The sequence below is a fragment of the Actinopolymorpha pittospori genome (assembly GCF_014873875.1).
GTDB classification, from domain to species: domain Bacteria; phylum Actinomycetota; class Actinomycetes; order Propionibacteriales; family Actinopolymorphaceae; genus Actinopolymorpha; species Actinopolymorpha pittospori.
Genome location: NZ_JADBEM010000001.1, coordinates 1,495,320 through 1,514,119 on the forward strand (window position 1 = coordinate 1,495,320; position 18,800 = coordinate 1,514,119).

The 18,800-nt window shown below is 67.4% G+C and carries 15 protein-coding genes; 5 read left to right on the forward strand and 10 right to left on the reverse strand.

The annotated features are described in order from the left end of the window. The first annotated feature begins 8 nt into the window (after positions 1-8). Both HEB94_RS07070 and HEB94_RS07075 read left to right on the forward strand, forming a co-directional pair. On the forward strand, positions 9-965 hold the full coding sequence (locus HEB94_RS07070; protein ID WP_192749163.1) for an LLM class F420-dependent oxidoreductase: 957 nt from the start codon (positions 9-11) through the stop codon (positions 963-965). A gap of 4 nt (positions 966-969) precedes the next feature. Beyond that, positions 970-1,380 carry a DUF6098 family protein gene (locus tag HEB94_RS07075; RefSeq protein ID WP_192749164.1) on the forward strand — a complete coding sequence of 137 codons (411 nt, stop codon included), beginning with the start codon at positions 970-972 and terminating at the stop codon, positions 1,378-1,380. Positions 1,381-1,483: 103 nt separating this feature from the next. Here the strand turns inward: HEB94_RS07075 and HEB94_RS07080 are convergent, their stop codons facing one another. From HEB94_RS07080 to HEB94_RS53390, 6 genes are all read right to left on the reverse strand, one after another. Then, positions 1,484-4,615, reverse strand: a complete 3,132-nt coding sequence (locus HEB94_RS07080; RefSeq protein ID WP_192749165.1) for an FAD-binding and (Fe-S)-binding domain-containing protein — start codon at positions 4,613-4,615, stop codon at positions 1,484-1,486. Positions 4,616-4,627: 12 nt separating this feature from the next. Beyond that, entirely contained in the window at positions 4,628-6,421 is a 1,794-nt protein-coding gene (locus HEB94_RS07085) for a thiamine pyrophosphate-requiring protein (protein WP_192749166.1), read from the reverse strand. Positions 6,422-6,750: 329 nt separating this feature from the next. Continuing rightward, a complete protein-coding gene (locus tag HEB94_RS07090) occupies positions 6,751-7,296 on the reverse strand; it encodes a hemerythrin domain-containing protein (RefSeq protein WP_192749167.1) in 546 nt (181 codons plus the stop codon). Positions 7,297-7,855: 559 nt separating this feature from the next. Next, entirely contained in the window at positions 7,856-8,533 is a 678-nt protein-coding gene (locus HEB94_RS07095; protein ID WP_192749168.1) for a DUF6766 family protein, read from the reverse strand. Positions 8,534-8,626: 93 nt separating this feature from the next. Further along, positions 8,627-9,010: a hypothetical protein gene (locus HEB94_RS07100; RefSeq protein ID WP_192749169.1), complete on the reverse strand. Its 384-nt coding sequence runs from the start codon at positions 9,008-9,010 to the stop codon at positions 8,627-8,629. Positions 9,011-9,186: 176 nt separating this feature from the next. Further along, positions 9,187-9,957 (reverse strand): GNAT family N-acetyltransferase, encoded by a 771-nt coding sequence (locus tag HEB94_RS53390; RefSeq protein WP_192749170.1) that lies wholly within the window; start codon positions 9,955-9,957, stop codon positions 9,187-9,189. Positions 9,958-10,079: 122 nt separating this feature from the next. Between HEB94_RS53390 and HEB94_RS07110 the strand changes: the two genes are divergently transcribed. Both HEB94_RS07110 and HEB94_RS07115 read left to right on the forward strand, forming a co-directional pair. Further along, positions 10,080-10,658: a carboxymuconolactone decarboxylase family protein gene (locus tag HEB94_RS07110; RefSeq protein WP_192749171.1), complete on the forward strand. Its 579-nt coding sequence runs from the start codon at positions 10,080-10,082 to the stop codon at positions 10,656-10,658. After that, on the forward strand, positions 10,655-11,521 hold the full coding sequence (locus tag HEB94_RS07115; RefSeq protein WP_192749172.1) for an RNA polymerase sigma-70 factor: 867 nt from the start codon (positions 10,655-10,657) through the stop codon (positions 11,519-11,521). The genes HEB94_RS07110 and HEB94_RS07115 overlap by 4 nt, the downstream gene beginning before the upstream one ends. Positions 11,522-11,620: 99 nt before the next feature. Here the strand turns inward: HEB94_RS07115 and HEB94_RS07120 are convergent, their stop codons facing one another. The 4 genes from HEB94_RS07120 to HEB94_RS07135 all read right to left on the reverse strand — a co-directional run bounded on the left by HEB94_RS07120 (position 11,621) and on the right by HEB94_RS07135 (position 16,322). Beyond that, a complete protein-coding gene (locus HEB94_RS07120) occupies positions 11,621-12,322 on the reverse strand; it encodes a hypothetical protein (protein ID WP_192749173.1) in 702 nt (233 codons plus the stop codon). A gap of 78 nt (positions 12,323-12,400) precedes the next feature. Next, on the reverse strand, positions 12,401-13,606 hold the full coding sequence (locus HEB94_RS07125) for a hypothetical protein (protein WP_192749174.1): 1,206 nt from the start codon (positions 13,604-13,606) through the stop codon (positions 12,401-12,403). 164 nt (positions 13,607-13,770) lie between these two features. Then, positions 13,771-14,844, reverse strand: a complete 1,074-nt coding sequence (locus tag HEB94_RS07130) for a molybdopterin-dependent oxidoreductase (RefSeq protein ID WP_192749175.1) — start codon at positions 14,842-14,844, stop codon at positions 13,771-13,773. 5 nt (positions 14,845-14,849) lie between these two features. After that, positions 14,850-16,322 (reverse strand): catalase, encoded by a 1,473-nt coding sequence (locus HEB94_RS07135; protein ID WP_192749176.1) that lies wholly within the window; start codon positions 16,320-16,322, stop codon positions 14,850-14,852. A gap of 327 nt (positions 16,323-16,649) precedes the next feature. Between HEB94_RS07135 and HEB94_RS07140 the strand changes: the two genes are divergently transcribed. Further along, positions 16,650-18,725 carry a transglycosylase domain-containing protein gene (locus tag HEB94_RS07140; protein ID WP_192749177.1) on the forward strand — a complete coding sequence of 692 codons (2,076 nt, stop codon included), beginning with the start codon at positions 16,650-16,652 and terminating at the stop codon, positions 18,723-18,725. The last annotated feature ends 75 nt before the right edge of the window (positions 18,726-18,800 follow it).

Sequence of the window (18,800 nt, forward strand, 5' to 3'; positions counted from 1 at the left end):
GATCGACGATGCGACTTGGTTACATCCTGTCCTGCGAGGAGTTCGCCCCAGCAGAACTCCTCGCGCAGGCTCGCATGGCCGAGCAGGCAGGCTTTGACGCCCTGTGGATCTCCGACCACTTCCACCCGTGGAACGACGAACAGGGCGAGAGCTCGTTCGTCTGGTCGATGATCGGGGCACTGTCCCAGGCCTGCGACCTGCCGATCACCACGGCAGTCACCTGCCCCACCATGCGGATCCACCCGGCGGTCATCGCCCAGGCGGCCGCCACCAGCCAGGTCCTGCTGGGTGGCCGGTTCCGGCTCGGCATCGGGAGCGGGGAGGCACTCAACGAGCACATCCTCGGCGATGCCTGGCCAGGCGCGGACGTCCGGCTGAACATGCTCGAAGAGGCGGTGGAGGTGATGCGGAAGCTGTTCACCGGGAAGGTGGTCGACCACCGCGGCGAGCACTACACCGTCGAGCACGCCCGCCTCTACACCCTGCCCGACGAGCCCCCGCCCATCTATGTCTCGGCTTTCGGCCCTGAGGCGGCCACCCGCGCCGCGCGGTTCGCCGACGGGTTCGTCTCCACCAAACCCGATCCCGCACTGCTGGCGACGTTCCGGAAGGCCGGTGGGAACGGCAAGACCAGCCAGGCGGGGCTCAAGGTCTGCTACGGCCCGGACGCGGCCCAAGCTCGAGCGACAGCGCACCGACTCTGGGGCAACGAACAACTGCCCGGCGAACTCGCACAGGTACTCCCCACACCCGAACACTTCATGCAGGCGTCCACTCTGATCACCGAGGAGATGGTCGGCGACGCCCTCGTCTGCGGCGACGACCTCGACGCCCACGTGGCGGCGGTCCGCGAGTACCTCGATGCCGGCTACGACGAGGTCTACGTCAACCAGATCGGGCCTAACCAGGAGGGCTTCTTCGAGTTCTACGGCAAGGAGGTCCTGCCGCGCCTGCGTGAGCGGTGACCCCATGCGGGTCCTCGACAGCCCCGAAAAGTTGGCCGACCTGGTATCTGACCAGCCAGGGCACTTCGTCCGCTTCTCCGACGGGCCCGACAGCGACGCGAGCGCGGACAGCGTCGACTACGAGAGCCGTCTTCCCCTGCCCGGGCTGTCGGTCAACATACTCGATCCTCCGCGATGGTGGATCCGTCCGCTCCCCGACTGGCTCGCACGACAGATCTGCCAGTACCTCCACCTGACGGACCGGTCAGACAGCCACCGAGGCTGGGTCCTCACCGGCACCATGACGGGACGCGGCCCCGACGACGAGCCGCTCCTCAGCGACGTCGAACCCGTCGCCTGGCTGGGCGCGCCACTGATCACAGCGGCCCAGGCCCGCTATGAGGATCGGTTTCGGCCTGGCCGCTTCCAGGAGTAGCCGCCCGGCCCCGTCAGAGCGGCCGCGGCCTTCGGTGTCCATGCTTCAGTACCGATGTCATCGTGCCCATGCCTTCGGTACGCATGCCATCGGCGCCCATGCTTCATCGGTGCCGGCCCAGGCGACGAAGAGCCCGGCGCGCCAATCCACGGACGGCGTACCCGGTCCCCACCGAAGCCAGCCCGGCGGCGGCCGCGGTGCACACCAGCGCCGCGGATCTCCTGATCGCGGTCGGCAGCTGTGGACGGGTGGGGCGGAAGGGCTGGGCGTCGGAGGTGTGCTGGAGGCGCAGCAGCTCGGCGACGTGCAGAGCCTCACGTCCGGCGCCGGCGAGCTCGTGGATCTGGGTGCGACAGCTGAAACCGTCGGCGAGGACGGCGGTCGACGCGTCGGCCTGACGTACCGCGGGGAGCAGAACGCTTTCCGCGCAGGCCGTGCTCACCTCGAGATGACCGCGCTCGAATCCGAAGTTTCCGGCCAGGCCGCAGCAGCCGGCGTCGAGCCGCTCGACCTCCGCCCCCGCCTGTTCGAGGATGCGTTGGTCGGCGTCCCAGCCCAACACCGCGTGTTGGTGGCAGTGCACCTGCGCGATGCCGCGTACGCCATCGAGTCGGGGCGGTGTCCAACCTGGTGTGTGCTCGGTGAGCAGCTCCGCCAGCGTCACCGTCTGCTTGCTGAGGCGCTGGACGTCCAGGTCGTCGCCCAGGAGTTCGGGCGCGTCGGAACGGAAGACCGCGGTGCAGCTTGGTTCCAGGCCCACGACCAGCCCGCCGGCACGGACATGGTCCGCGAGCGCGTCGACGGTGCGCCGGAGGATCCGTTTCGCGGTCGAGAGCTGGCCGGTCGAGATCCAGGTGAGTCCGCAGCACAGCGGCTGGTCGGGCAGGGCGACGGTCCAGCCGGCGTCCTCGAGAACCTCGATCGCGGCCTTGCCGATCGCCGGGTGGAACGTGTTGGTGAAGGTGTCCGGCCACAGGAGCACGGTGCCCCTGTCTCCCCTTGGCACCTTGTCCCGGCCTGCCCACCATTGGCGCAGGGTCTGCTCCGCGAACAGGGGAATCTCCCTGTGCTCCAGTCCCGCCGCGCGAGTGGCGATCCTCGGCAGCACCGGTGCGTGGGTGAGCGCGTTGACGGTCCGGGCGAGCCGAGGGGAGCGTCCGATCGCCGCGGCCAGTACGGGGAGCCAGCCCAGGCTGTAGTGGGCGCGGGGTCGTAGGCGGCCGCGGTAGTGCTGCGCCAGGAACTCCGCCTTGTACGTCGCCATGTCCACGTTGACGGGGCAGTCGGTCTTGCAGCCCTTGCACGCCAGACAGAGGTCAAGTGCGTCACGTACGGCGGTCGAGCGCCATCCACCCTTGACGGGGCTGTCGTCGTGACCGCCGAGCATCTCGAACAGGAGCCGGGCCCGGCCACGGGTGGAGTGTTCCTCCTCCCGCGTCGCCTGGTACGACGGGCACATGACGGCACCGCCCGCATGCTCGTGCTGGCGGCACTTCCCGACACCCACACAGCGGTTCGCGGCCGCCACGAAGGACCCCTGGTCCTCCGGATAGCTGAAGAAGAGTTCTCGCCCGGCATGCGGGCTCCAGGAGTTCCCCAGGCGGAGGTTCTCGTCGAGGCTGTACGGCGCGACGACCTTGCCGGGGTTCATGCGGTCGGCGGGGTCGAAGATGGCCTTCAGCTCCCCGAACGCCCGCGTCAAGCTCTCCCCGAACATGCGCGGGAGAAGCTCACCGCGGCTCTGACCGTCACCGTGTTCGCCGGAGAAGGATCCGCCATAGGACGCCACGAGGTCGGCCGCGCGTTCCATGAACCGACGGTAGTGCGCGACCCCGTCGGCGCTGGCGAGACCGAACGGGATGCGGGTGTGGACACACCCTTGGCCGAAGTGGCCGTAGAGGCTCGGCGCCGTCTCGTCGGCGTAGCCGAAGTCCGCGAAGAGCCGCTCCAGATCACGCAGGTAGTCGCCCAGTCGGTCCGGGGGTACCGCGGAGTCCTCCCAGCCCTCCCAGGTGTCAGCTTCGCCGGGCACGTGGGCGGTGGCGCCGAGTCCGGCTTCGCGTACTCGCCACAGCTCGTCCTCGTGCGTGGGATCGTCGAGGAAGGAGATGCGCGGATCACCATCGGAGATGCCGAGCGCGGCAAGCATGCGTTGCGCCGCGTCGTCCACCTCCTCGGTGGTGTTCGCGCCGAACTGTACGAGGAGGAAGCCTGACCCGTGGGGCATCTTCTCCCGAGCCTCGGGGTTGAGGTGTTTGATCCGCTCGTCGGTGATCAGCCGCTCGTCGATGCCTTCCAGAGCGATGGGCTTGTGCGGCAGAACTGCCGGTACGGCGTCTCCGGCCCCGGCGATGCTGTCGAAGCCGATGACGACGATGCTGCGCTGCTTCAGCACGGGAACGAGTTCGAGTTCTGCTCGTAGGACGGTGACCAGGGTCGACTCGCTGCCCACCAGCAGGCCGGCGACGTCGAAGTTGTGCTCGGGGAGGAGGGAGTCGAGGTTGTAGCCCGAGACGCGTCGTGGGATGTCGGGGTAGCGGTGCCGGATCTCCTCGGCGTAGCGGTCCCGCAGTCGACGCAGGCTGCGATAGACGCTCGCGCGTCGGTCCCCGCGCCGCTCGATCGCGGCGTACTCCTCCTCGTTGGTTTCGCCACACCAGAAGCGCGTGCCGTCGTAGAGCAGGACCTCCAGCCGCGCGATGTTGTCGACGACCTTCCCGGTCCGCTGGGCGGTCGCTCCGCAGGAGTTGTTGCCGATCATCCCGCCGATGGTGCAGTTGGGGTGTGTGGCCGGCTCCGGTCCGTACCGGAGGCCGTGCGGTGCGAGCTGGCGGTTCAGCTCGTCGAGCACGATGCCCGGCTCGACCACGCAGGTGCGGGCTTCTACGTCGACCGAGAGGAGCTTGTGGCAGTACTTCGACCAGTCGATGACGACGGCGGTGTTGGTGCACTGTCCTGCCAGGCTGGTGCCTCCACCCCGCGACAGCACTGGCGCATCGAACTCGTGGCACACCGCGACGGCTTCCGCGCCCGCCTCGATCGTGCGCGGTAGGACGACCCCGACCGGCACCTGGCGGAAGTTCGACGCGTCCGTCGAGTATGCGCCCCGGCTGCCGGCGTCGAAGCGGACCTCGCCGTCAACGCGGGTCATCAACGCCTGCCGGAGAGACGCAACGTCGATCCGCGGCGTCGGTGGACGCTTGGTCAGGGGATCAGGTAGCTCGACTGTCGCCATCGCTACGCCACCTCACCCTTCGCGGTGGGGTAGGAACTCCTGCAGCTTCGTCTTGACTCCTTCCCTGATGAGGCCCCATCGGTTCTCGTCGCCGGCGAGGACGGCTTTGGCGGTGTCTTTCGCCTGTTCGAAGCTGGCATGTGGCGGGATGGGCGGGACGTCGGGGTCGCAGCGGACGTCGAGAACCGTCGGCCGGTCGGCATGCAACGCCTGGTCCCAGGCCGGGCCAAGCTGGTCGGGCGTGTTCACCGTGTGAGCGGCGAGACCGATGCTCTTCGCGAAGCCGGCGTAGTCGACGTCGGGCAGAGTCTGGGACTCGGGGAACTTCGGGGATCCGCCCATGGCGCGCATCTCCCAGGTGACCTGGTTGAGGTCGTTGTTGTGCAACACGGCGACGACCAGGCGCGGATCGGACCACTCCTGCCAGTAGCGCTTGACGGTGATGAGTTCGGCCATGCCATTCATCTGCATCGCGCCGTCACCCACCATGGCGATGACGGGTCGGTCGGGGCAGCCGAACTTCGCGCCAATCGCATACGGCACGCCCGGCCCCATGGTGGCAAGCGTCCCGGACAACGATCCGCGCATGTGGCCACGGAACCGCAGGTTGCGGGCGTACCAGTTGGCCGCGGACCCGGAGTCGGCGGTCACGATCGCGTCGTCGGGCAGCCGGGTGGAGAGTTCGGCGAACAGCCGCATCGGGTTGATCGGGTCGGCGTTCACCATCGCTTCCTTGTCGATGGTCTCCCACCAGCGGGCGACGTCGTCCTCGATCCCTTCCCGCCACGCTCGCTTCGTCTTCGGCTCGAGGAGAGGAATCAGGGCGCGTAGCGTCGCCGCGGAGTCCCCGACCAGGTTGACCTCGTAGGGGTAGCGCATCCCGAGGAACTTGCCGTCAATGTCGATCTGCACCCCACGGGCCTGCCCGAAGTCGGGCATGAACTGGGTGTAGGGGAAGTTCGATCCCACCGTCAGCAACGTGTCGGCGGCTCGCATCATCTCGTAACTCGGCCGGGTCCCGAGTAGCCCGATCGCGCCCGTCACGTAGGGAAGGTCGTCGGGCAGGACGTCCTTTCCCAACAGGGCCTTGGCCACCCCGGCACCGAGTATGTCGGCGACCTGCTCGAGTTCGGCCCGTGCGCCACGCGCACCGCTACCGGCGAGGATGGCAACCTTCTCCCCGGCGTTCAGCACCTCGGCCGCGCGCCGAATCGACTCGTCGTCGGGCACGACAACCGGCCAGTCGATCCCAGTGCTGGACGGCACCATCTTGAACGCGTGCCCGGGCGGCGTGTAATCGAGTTCCTGTACGTCGGCGGGGATGATCACCGCGGTCGGTGCGCGCTCGGCGAGTGCGACCCGGATAGCCCGGTCGATCACGTTCGGCAGCTGTTCGGGGACGGTGACCATCTCGACGTACTCGCTGGCCACGTCCTTGTACAGGCTCAGCATGTCGATCTCCTGTTGGTAGGAGCCGCCCATCGCCGACCTGTTGGTCTGCCCCACGATCGCCACCACCGGTACGTGGTCGAGCTTCGCGTCGTAGAGACCGTTGAGCAGATGGATCCCACCAGGACCCGACGTGGCCGCGCACACGCCCACCCGGCCGGTGAACTTCGCATAGCCCACCGCCTGGAACGCGCTCATCTCCTCGTGCCGCGACTGGACGAACGCCGGCTCGTTCTTCGCCCGTACCCACGCCGCCAGGAGTCCGTTGATGCCGTCGCCGGGGTAGGCGAACACCTTCTCCACGCCCCAGGCACGCAACCGCTCCAGTAGATAGTCACCAACCGTCTGGGTGGGCATCGTGACCTCCTCCACAAAGATCGCGTCACGGTCTCCTCTTCCGTCATACCACCGAACCGAAACACAGGCAGGGTGGCCGACGAAGGACCGCGTGGGTGGTCAGCCACTCGCAAGGGCGACATGACCAAGCGGCTGGCAGTGTGGTCACACCGGCCGCGTACGGGTAGTTCACCAACGACATCCACGTCCAAAAACTCCACCAACGTCTGGCAATGTCTGCCCCACGCTGGACGAGTCCGAGCGCTGGTGAGATGTGCTCAGGCGCAAAGGCGCGTCAGGCGACTGGTTTGCCGCTGTGACGCCGAGGATCTCCCCGTTCGACCTTGCGCCTACTCCGGCTTGAGTGCCTCGGTCAGGTCCTCCTTGGACATCGACGACGCACCCGCGATGCCGGCATTCTTGGCCTGCTGCAGGAGTTCGGCCTTGGTCTCCTCGCCCGGAGCCTCGCCCAGGTGCGCTTGGCGACTTGCCGCGAAGGCGGCACCCAACTCCGCCCTGCGGGCGTCGCCGATCCGCTCCCGGATCCCCGGCAGCACGTCGCTCTCTTCCTCGCCTATGTGGTGCCGAACTGCTTTCACGAACTCGTTCAACGCAGGACCGAACTCGGCCGCGGCAGGGTCGATACCCTGGAGCTTCTCCAGCAACTCCTCCGCCTCGGCGTGCTCCTCCTGGCTGTGCGCTACCTCGTCCGTCTCCCGAGCCTCGCTGCGCGCGACCGGATAGACCTCGGCCTCCTCGGCGCGACTGTGGGCGACGAGCAACGCGGTGACAACCGGCAACGTCAACGCCCGCTTGCCCGGCTCGTTCTCCAGGACCTCGAACAGCCGCTCAAGCTCACGGTGGTCCGCGATGATCAGGTCAACCACGTCAGACATGTGCTCCTCCAACTGCCCGTACGGCTCCTCGTTTTCGCACCATACTCGGCATCTCGGCTTAACGCAGGGAGGCTCATCGGGCGCTTCTGCGAGGGCCGACCGCGCTCCGGCGGGCGATTCGGCGTGTCAGTCCTGGAGGTGGAAAGAAAGCGAGCCAGCGACGTACGTGTACGTCGCTGGCTCGAACAATCTTCGCTGCGGTAGGGGCTCCTGCCTCATTACCACCAGTATCGCCGGCCACCCACCGGGCGCCCCACCGCCCCAAGGATCCAGAACACGACTCCGATGACAAGCAGGATGATGCCGAGCGTCCAAAGAATCGAGATACCCAGCACGAATCCCAGAACCAAAAGTATGACGCCGAGAGCGACCACGATCTTCCTCCCCAAAGAGGTCAGGCATGGCTCTGCAAGCATGCTGTCGCAGCTTGCGCGCTGACGGTTCAGCGCTGCCTCGTCACCGACGCTACACACCCCCAAGGCTTAACGCATCTCGCCCGATCCCGAGTTCCCGAAGGTTGCTGGCGCCCCGACCCCGCGTCACCGGTGGTAGCTCTTCGTCAACCGGTGCGGCCGGTGGCGTCGTCGTTCGGCGTGCCGACCGGCTTGGACTCCGGTGAGCCGCGTTCGCGGAGGAAGACAGCGAGGATGGCCATCGAGACCAACGCCAGCAGCTCCGACTGCCAGTTCTGCAGGGTGCGGTTCCAGAAGTCCGGCGCCAGGATGTACTGCGACCAGGAGATCGGTGCCTGCAACTGGCCCAGCTGTTGCTCGTTGTAGGACACGACTCCGGTGACGGACTGGGTGAACCACGAGGCGAGAAAGATCAACGCCATGACCAGGCCGAGGGAGTGGGAGTAGATCCCCAACCTCAGACCACGAGACCGCGCCCAGGACGGGGAGTTCAGCCGGGCGTAGGGGCCGACCTGCTGCTCCTTGTCGGTTTGCTGCCCCACTTCGTCCGGGGGCTTGGACTCCGGCGACCCGCGCTGAACCAGCCACACGGTTCCCATGATGTAGAGGAAGAACTGGAGGTACTCCGACTGCCAGTTCTCCATCACGTCGACGCCGAAGTCCGAGGACGTCAGATAGCTCCACAGCGAGATCTGCTGGAACCCTTCCGCGAGCTGACGCTCGTTGAAGTCGGCGTGTCCTACCAACGCCTGGGCGACCAGCACGCCGAGGAAGGCGACTCCGAACACGAGTGTCAAGGAGTAGTTGCGGAAGAAGTGGCGCATCGCTCGACCTACCTGTGGAGAAGTCCGACTGCGATGAAGAAGACGAACGCGAAGCCGAGCATGATCAGCAAAGCGGCGAGGGCGGCGCGCACGTCAGTCTCCCCTGAGCTCACACTGGTAGGGCCGTTCGCCTCGGGGATGGCAGCCAGCCGCGGTGATGCGCCAGCCGGCGGAGAACGCCGACAGGAACACGGTGTCGTGCGCGAACACCACGCGGGCCTGGTCACCGTAGACGTCGATGTGGCCGACCGCACCAGCGGACCGGATCCTCGCCGACATGATCGCCTTCGAGCAGCCCTCGCCCGCGGAGTGCTCGAGGTCCTCCCGCGTCGCGGGCGCCAGCAGGCCACACGCCCGCGCGGCGTCCCGGTCACCGACGGCGGCATGGAACCCCTCCGCCGCCTTCCTCGCCGCGTCCTCGCGCACTGCCGTGGCACCGCAACCCGTGCCGACGACAACGAAGATGAGCAGCGCCATGATTCGGACAGTTGGCCACACCCGACTCACGACGCCTCCACCTCCTTGCGACCGTCTCGTATCTTCGCACTTGAGACCGTACTCGCAACTCGGCGACCGGCTGTAGTCGGCTGTGGACCCACAGCACGAGGTCCCCTGCCGGCAGGGGTTCGGGATCGACCGGCCTGCCGAACCCGTCAGGCCGAGATCGCCGTCAGGTGTTCCTCGGTGCGGAAGCCTGCCGACTCATACACGCGCGCGCCCATCTTGCTGGCGTAAAGGTAGGCGGTGGTCGCGCCGGCGACATAGCCTTCGCGCGCGATCTCCAGCGTGAGGGCACGACCGTACCCGCGCCGACGGTATCGCGGCAGCGTCGTGATGTTGAAGATGCCGAGCAGATCCTCAGAAACAGAGGCCATCCCGGTACCCACCGGGACTCCATCTACTTCCGCGAGGTAGAAGGTGATCCCAGGCATCTCGGCCAGGGACGGACTTGCCATGACCTCGAACGTCCCGTGCGGCGCTTCGAAGCCGTCCTCCAGGAGTCTGGTGTAGGCGCCGAGTTGGTCCGCGGGGACGGCTCGTACTCTCAGCGCGCCGTGGTCCGACTGCGGTGGCGGTCCCTCGTCGGGCCACCTGATCATGAGCGGCATCGCGTTGCGCCGGGTGAGGCCGTGGGCGGCCGCCACCTCGGTGACCAGCGGAGTCGGCTCGCCCCGCACCTGGATGCTCCAGGGGAACCCCGCCTCCTTCGCGGAGTCCGCCAGGTCGGCTATCTCATCGGCGTCTGGCTCCAGAGCAGGGCTGATGATCGCGTTCAGGGAAGCGACCGGCGCACCGGAGATTGCCAGCACCGCACCGCGCGGACCTCTTCTGGCTCGGCCGGTGGTCGCGGCCCGCGCCAGGCTCTCGCAGGTGTCGGCATAGGCCCGGACAGCCGCCTCCACATGATCATTAGTTAGTGCCACTAACTGAGTATAGGAGGGCCGGATCGCGGGACGGGGGCCTGTACGCGGCGGCGGACGTTGTCACGCTCGCGGGTCTGGCGGTGTCTTGATGGGCGACAGGCACTACCTACAAGGAGGACACCATGGCGCTACGCGTACCGAAGGCCGAGCTCCCCGCAGAGCTCAGGGACACCATGATCGCGCAGCTCGGTACCGTGCCCGAGAACGTCGAGGTGCTCTGGCACAGCCCCCAGGTCACCCAGGACAACCTGGAGTTCGGCGCCAAGGTGGGCGCGTGGGACGCGGCCGACGAGAGCCTCAAGTCCTTCGCGCACATGGCCGTCGCGGCCCAGGTCGGCTGCAGCTGGTGCCTCGACGTCGGCTACTTCCAGGCGCAGAACCAGAACCTGGACCTGACCAAGGCGAGCCAGGTGCCGCGCTGGCGGGAGTCGGAGGTGTTCACGCCACTGGAGCGGGACGTGCTGGAGTACGCCGAGGCCATGACGAACACACCGCCGACCGTCACCGACGAGCTGTACGCGGGCCTGCTCGACCGGCTCGGTCCGGCCGCGATGGTCGAGCTCACCGCGCTCATCGCCTACGTCAACCTGGCGACCAGGGCCAATGTGGCGAACGGGGTCAGGTCGCAGGGCTTCTCCGACGCGTGCGAGATTCCGCTGGCCGCGCGCCCCGAGACGACCGGCGTAGCGTCGACGGCATGAGCGAGGATCCGTTCGTCGCCCATCGCAGCCTGCTCTTCACGGTCGCCTACGAGATGCTCGGGTCGGCGACCGACGCGGAGGACGTGGTGCAGGAGTCCTGGCTGCGCTGGGCCGACGTCGACCAGTCCCAGGTGAGTGACCCGCGGGCGTACCTCGTCCGGGTCGTCACCCGCCAGGCACTCAACCGCCTGCGAACGTTGTCCCGCCGCCGTGAGGAGTACGTCGGGGAGTGGCTGCCGGAACCTTTGCTGACCAGCCCTGATGTCGCCGAGGACGTCGAACTCGCGGAGAGCGTCTCGATCGCGATGCTGACCGTGCTGGAAACACTCGGGCCGACGGAGCGGGCGGTGTTCGTGCTCCGCGAGGTCTTCGACCTGCCGTACGGCGAGATCGCCGAGGCCATCGGGAAGTCCGCGCCCGCGGTCCGGCAGATCGCGCGGCGGGCACGCGACTACGTGGCGGCCCGGCGACCGCGGGTGCAGGTGAGCCGTCCGGAGCAGCAGGCCGTGGTGGAGCGGTTCCTCCTCGCGGTGCGCACCGGTCAGTTGCAGGAGCTGATGCGGGTCATGGCGCCCGACGTGGTTCTGGTCGCCGATGGCGGCGGGCTTGCGGCCGCCGCTCGGGTTCCGATCCACGGCGCCGAACTGGTGGCGACGTTGCTCGCACGCGCGGACCGGGTGGTGGCCAGTTTCGAGGCGACGCCGGTGTGGCTCAACGGCGCACCCGCGGCCCGGATCGAGATCGACGGCCAAGTCGCCGCGGTGAGCCTGGTGGTGGAGAACGGGCAGGTCACCCGCATCTACGCGATGGCGAACCCGCAGAAGCTGACGCGCCTGGATACACCGGCCGAACTCGCCAGGTAAGTCAGCCGCCGCTTCGGCGCTCGGGGGTGTTCCGGGCGGTGCGAACCGCCCGGAACACCCCACGACCGCACCCGAAATCACCCGTAGGCGGCGAGGCCGTCAGGGGGCGGCCGGGCCTCCCTGCTCGGCGACCGTCCCAGCCGCCGCACGCAGCCGGAAGTAGCCCATCGTGAGGACGAGCGAGACGAAGGGCGCGACCACTGTCCCGGAGACGATGCCGCTGATGAATGCTCGGATCTCGTTGGGCAGGGCCAGGAGCAGCACGTTGAGGACGATCTGGGCCGCGAGCGTCAGGAGGAACACGCAGGCGAGCGTGCCGAACACCTCCAGGCCGTGGCCCCGGACAAGAGCGCGGCTGCGCCCGAAGGAGTCGAACGCCGACGCGCGCTCGAGCACGATCACCGGAACGATGAGGCACCAGAGCGTGAGCATGACGAGCCCCGGAATGATCAGCAGGACCAGACCGACCGCGATCACCAGGCCGGAGACGAGGGACGCGATCGCGACCTGCCCGAGGTAGGGCCGCGCCGCGTTCACGGTCGCCCCGAGGGAGAGGTCGGCCCGCCCGTCGCGGACGTCCTCGACCGCCTTGACGAGCGCCGCCTGCAGCAGGAAGGCCGCGGCGAAACTGACGACAACAGCGAGGAAATCGCCCAGGACCGACCCGAACAGGACGGAGAGCAGTGTGCCAACGACCGTGGCGACGACGTAGACGACCAACGCGATCGTGAGGAGATGCTGGGCGTGCGCCCGATACATCGCCCAAGCCTCACGGAGCACTCCAGCCAATGGTGGGTTCATGGCCGAAGGGTAGTTGCCGATCAGGGCCCCGTCACGGGTTGCATCCAGACCTCAGACTGCCGCCCCGCGACACGCGTGTCAGGCGGAGGCCCAGGCGACCAGGGATCCGACCACGGCCAGCATCACGTTGACGCCAACGGTTATCCAGACGTTCAGGAGCCAGCCGAAGTACTGCAGCAGAAGAGCCGCCCCGGGGTTCACCCAGGCAAGCGCCGAGAGGGCGAGCATGGCGATGAACTGTGTCATGGAGAACGCGAAGACGGCCGAGTGCATGATGTTGAGGCGCTCGACGACGGTCTGGAGTGAGGCCCCCATGTGCTCGGCCCGGTCCGCGAGTGCCGTCCCGTCGGAGATGAAGGCGGCCAGCCGCCGCTGGGCTGCGGTGCTCGCCTCCCCGGTCCAGTCCGGGACCATCGACTGGCGGATCGCGGGCATCCAGTCGTGGAAGATCGTCCGCGCTCCGGCCGCGACGCCATACCAGGAGCCGATCGCCTTGTCGATCAGGTCGTCCGACATCACCAGGGCCTCAGCGGTCCACAGCACGGACGCGACCGTGGCGGCGATGTTGAACCTGCTCGACATCTTCAGGACGGCATCGGTCCGTAGGCTCAGCGCCCGGAGCTGGGAAACCCTCCTCTCGGCACCGAAGTGATCCTGGATCGTTTCGAGTAAGGCACGGTCCAGGCGACCATTCGCAAAATCGTTGTACCGGGACTCCAGGAGTAGAGCCTCTTCGGCGGAAAGAGACATCTTCATGGCCTCCGTGTCCGCCATCTCCCGCCAGACTCTCGTGGCTACCTCGATGGCGTAGTCGGCTTCGACGGTCACAGATCGCGCATGAGCCGCCGCCTCTGCCAACTTTTGTTGCTGCGCGTTGCCCAGGCCCCACCGGGCCAACAAGGAGGCGGACAAAAGGCCGTTGGAAACGCCCTCGCCCACGCGCCCGCCTCTGGGAACTGAATCGGAATGGGCTGACCCCGCGGCCTGGACGATTGTCAGCAGGTTGGCGACCTCAGCCGAGACGTATCCCACGGCGGCCTTTCCCATTCCGTTGGCGATCGTGACGCCCTCTGTCCGCAGGGCGTTCATCTTGGTGTCGATGTCGTCACAGCCGCCGTTGTAGCGACCGCAGGCAAAGATCCCGACGCCACCCAGTGCCAGGGCAGGGAGTTGGCAGTCCCCGCCGAGCAACTTTCGGAGCTCCGCGAGCTGCTCCACGTCGGCGTCCATGTCGACCGCCGTCTTTATGAGGCTCTTCGAACTCACCTGCACCGGATCGGGCATGCCGTGCCTCCAGGACACTCATTCAGCCTTCGTCAGGGCACGCTATCGCGCGAGGGCTTCCCCGACGACGGCTCGCGACTCAGCCTGTGGATCATCGCGCCGTCCGTCGTCCCGGTACCGGGACAAGGCCACAGCGAACTGTCGCCGGTGGCGTACGTGCGTGCTCAGGCCGGGTCGTCGACGTGGATGGGATGCGCGAGTACGGCGTTGTACAGATAGCCGAGATCGTTCCAGGGTACGGCGTCGGGTTGGGTCCCTCCCCTGTCGTCGGTGGCACGCACCCGGAGCTCGTGCTCGCCAGGCACGGCGTTCCAGCCGAACTGCCAGCGCACCCAGGTCGCCTGCTCGACGGGCGGCAAAAGGACGGCGTGCTGCCACGGCCCGTCGTCCACCCTGCACGTCACCTGGTGGATCCGCGCCTCCCCGGCGTACGCGCGGCCGCGGATCACCTGCCTGCCCGGGCGCAGCCGCGCGGGCCAGGGTAGTTCCACCAGGCTGGCCACCGGGATCTCGTTGATCGGTACGCCGGCGGATTCCCCGGTCGGTGGGTAGCCGGGCCCGATGAGCACGTAGTCGTCGGTGTTCCACGGCACGGACAGGTCCTTGTCGGACACCTGGATCCGGCCGACCCACTTGACACTCGCGGCACCCAGCCAGCCGGAGACCAGCACGCGGGCAGGGTAGCCGTGGTCGGGTAGGAGTACTTCGCCGTTCATGGCGAGGACGAGCAGGGTGTCGTCGGCCAGCGCCTTGGCCAGGGGCATAGGTCGTCGACCGGGACCGTCGAGTCCCTCCGGCATGACCTGCCGCGCGTTCGGCCCGATGCCCGCCGGGGACAGCACGTCCCGCAGTCGTACCCCCGTCCACTCGGCGGTGCCGATCGCGCCCCGACCCCACTGCGTGCCTTCGAAGGTCCGGCCGCTGGCCCGCCCGAACAGCGAACGACGGTTCCCGGCACACTCGATCGTTCGTACGACAGACGTCAGGGGCAGGTCCCACAGGTCGCGGTAGGTGTAGGTGACCGGCGCACGCACACCATCACCGTCGATCCGGAGCCGCCAACTCAAGACGTCGATCATCGGGGTCGGCGCATGGTTGCGGATGAAGAACCGGTCGAGTGGGGTGAGAAGACCAGGTAGCCGATCGGGCCTGGTCTCGTAGTCGAGCCCGCTCCCAGGATCATCCATCAGGTCCGACAGGATCGGCTTGACGACCCCACGTTCGGCAGGCGTGGCCACCTCCTCTAGCGCCCCTGGGTCGCCAGGTCGAGACCGCGGGCGATCCGTGCGCCGAGGTCAGCGTCGACCTTGCCCCAGTACTCACGGACCGCGCGCTCCTGGATGGTGCGTTCCACGCCCTGGCTCAGATGCCAGACGGCGTTCTCGACCAGGCGGTCCTGTTCGGCGGAGGAGAGCACCTGCCGATAGAGCGTGCCGGGCTGGATGAAGTCGTTGTCGTCGCGGTGCGCGACGTAGGCCGTCCGCATGATCTCCGCGGCCTCGACGAACCAGCTCGGATCCGGATAGCGCTGTTGGTCGCCCCGGGGGCCGCCGTAGCTGTTCGGCGCGTAGACCGGCTGGCTCCCGTTGTGGGCGAACCGCATCGGACCGTCCTTGTTGTAGTTGTGCACCTCCGACAGCGGCTTGTTGATCGGCAACTGGTTGTAGTTCGTTCCGGTGCGGTAACGCTGGGAATCGCCGTAGGCGAACATGCGTCCCAGCACCATCTTGTCCGGGCTGGGTCCGATGCCCGGGACCATGTTCGACACCTCGAAACCCGACTGCACCACCTGGGCGAAGAAGTTCTCCGGGTTGCGGTCGAGCACCATCCGCCCGACCGGGATCGTCGCGTAATCCTCGTGCGGCCACACCTTGGTGATGTCGAAGGGGTTGAAGCGGTAGTCGGGCGCGTCGTCGTAGGGCATGATCTGCATCTCGAGGCGCCACGACGGGTACTCCCCGCGGCGGATCGCCTCCCACAGGTCACGTCGGTGGTAGTCGAGATCCTCGGCGGCCATCGCCCTGGCCTCGGGCCCGGTCATGTTCTGGATGCCCTGCTCGGTCCTGAAGTGGTACTTGACCCAGAACCTCTCACCCGCGCCGTTCTGCCACATGTAGGTGTCGCTGCTGAAGCCGTGCATGTGCCGCCACGTGCGCGGCGTACCCCGGTCGCTCATCAGGATCGTGACCTGGTGGGCCGACTCCGGCGAGAGGCTCCAGAAATCCCACTGCATGTTGTTGTTGCGCAGTCCGCTGTCAGGCATGCGTTCCTGGGAGTGAATGAAGTCGGGGAACTTCATGGGGTCCCGTACGAAGAAGACCGGCGTGTTGTTGCCGACCATGTCGTAGTTGCCGTCTTCGGTGTAGAACTTGATCGAGAACCCGCGCACGTCGCGGTCGGTGTCCGGATAGCCCTCCTCACCGGCCACCGACGAGAAACGCACGAACAACGGGGTGCGCTTGCCGACCTGGTTGAGAAAGGCGGCCTTCGTCCACTGGGCCACATCGGCCGTCACCTCGAAGTAGCCGAAGGCACCGCCCCCCTTGACGTGATACACGCGATCGGGCACGCGTTCCCGAACGAAGTGAGCGAGCTTCTCGATCAAGTAGGTGTCCTGCAACAGGACGGGTCCGGAGCCGCCGACCGCGAGTGAGTACTCGTCACTGGCTACCGGGGCGCCCGCGTCCGTCGTGGTGTTCGGTGGCTGATCGCTCATTCCATCTCCCGCCTGATTTCCCGCAGAACATGGTCCCAAGGTGATCAGGCAGCCGGAGTGCACTCTGCAGAGTTCTCATCCGCGTAGGTCCGGCCACGCGGAGAACGCGTGTCGCACGAAAAAGCAGGGACCGCACGAAAAAGCAGGGACCGCACGGGTCAGGCCCCGGTCACGCTGTGTCACGTCGCGGTTCGAAACTGGCGCACCAGCGGCGGCGCTCGAAAGTGGCTGTGCGTTCTTGTCACACAAGTCGTTTACCCTGAAATCGTGTTTTGGCGACGAATTGGGGAAGATCACCGGCCAACTCGGCGGCCGCGTCTCCTCCTCGTGCGGTTCCTTGTGCTCAGCGTGTTGACCGGCGGCTTGGTCGCGGGCATCGCGATCCCCTTCGCGGCCCTGGCCGGTCTCACGGCGAAGACGGCCTCCGACCGGTTCCAGGACCTGCCGGCCGGCCTGCAGGCACCGCTCCTGCCGCAGCGCACGATCATCGAGGCCGCCGACGGTTCGCCGATCGCCACCATCTGGGGCGACGCCGGCAACCGCGTGGAGGTGTCGCACGACAAGATCGCACCGGTGATGCGACAGGCCCTGGTGTCCATCGAGGACAACCGCTTCTACTCCGAAGGACCGCTCGATCTCCGGAGCACCCTGCGCGCGCTGATCACCAACGCCTCCACAGGCGATGTCACGCAGGGAGGCTCCACCCTCACCCAGCAGTACGTCAAGAACGTCTTGCTGACTGAAGCCGGCACCGACAAGGCGGCACAGCAGGCGGCCGTCGAGGACACCGTCGGTCGCAAGCTGCAGGAACTGAAGTACGCGACCGAGATCGACAAGGACCTGTCGAAGGACCAGATCCTTGACGGCTACCTGAACCTGGTCAACTTCGGTGAGTCCGCCAACGGAGTCGAAGCCGCAGCCGAACGTTACTTCTCCACCACGGCCGCGAAGCTGACGCTCACCCAGGCCGCGACCTTGGCCGCGATCGTCAAGAGCCCGACGGCCTACGATCCGATCCAGCACCCGCAGAATGCTCTGGCGCGCCGCAACCTCGTCCTACGGGACATGGCCTACGTGACGCACGCCATCACGCCCGCGCAGGCGGCCGAGGCCGAGCAGCAGCCCCTCGGGCTCGCGCCGACCACACCGCGCAACGGCTGCATCACAGCACAGGCCAGCGCCGCCTTCTTCTGCCAGTACGTCGTGAACGAACTCCGCACCAACCCGGTCTTCGGGAAGACCAAGGCCGAGCGCCAGACGTTCCTCGACCATGGCGACCTGACGATCAGGACGACGATGGTTCCGGCAGCGGAGGAGGCGGCACAAACGGCCATCTTCGACAACGTGGCGCCGTCGGACTCCGTCGCCTCCGACATGGTGATCGTCCAACCTGGCACCGGCCAGATCCAGGCGATGGCCCAGAGCCGGTCGATGGGCAGCGGCCAGGACCAGACGTACTTCAACTACGCCACCAGCACCGCGCTCGGTGGGACCAGTGGTTTTCAGGCCGGCTCGACCTTCAAGGCCTTCGTCGCGCTGGCCGCGCTGGAGCAGGGCATCGCCGGTCCTGACACCGAGATCGACTCGCCGTACCAGCTGACCGACGGTCCCGACATCGCGACCTGCGTTGACGGCAAGCCCGGAGAGTGGGACTGGCTCGACTGGCAGCCAACCAACCAGACCCAGGCCGAGTCCGGCGCCAACACGATGACCAGCGCCTTCGCCAAGTCGGTCAACACCTACTTCATTCAGCTGGAGGAGCAGACCGGCCTGTGTGACCCGGCGCGGATCGCGCAGTCCTTCGGTGTGACCCAGGACAGCGACGACGGAACCGGTAAGCCGCTGGAGCAGTACGGCTCGTTCACCCTCGGCACCAACCTGATCACGCCGGTCGAGATGGCCAACGCCTACGCGACGCTCGCGGCGGACGGGAAGTACTGCAAGCCGACGGCGATCCTCAGTGTCACCAGCAACACCACCGGCGAGCAGCACGCCGTCCCGCATCCCGACTGCCGGCAGGTGATCGATCCGTCCTACACCCAGACACTGACCTCGATGCTCGAGGACGTCATCCAGGACCCGATCGGCACCGGTTACGACGTCGCGGATCCTGGTCGGCCCGCGGCCGGCAAGACCGGCACCAACGACAGCATGGCGATGACGTGGTTCGACGGCTACACGCCGAACCTCGCCGCCGCGGTGTGGGTCGGCGACCCGGACCACCCCAACAGGCCCGAGACCGACGTGTCGCTGCACGGCACCAACTTCCCCGAAGGCCGCTACATCGGCTCGCTCTACGGCTCCGCGGCGGCCGCACCCATCTGGGGCGAGGGGATGAAGGAAGCACTGGACGGCGAGAACCTCCCGGTCCTTCCCTTCACCGCGAGCCCGGCACCCCTCTGATCCGGACGCGCCCAAACGAAGGCATCCGTGGCCTGCCGTGGCTGGCGGGTAGCCGCATCCTCTGACCTGCCACAC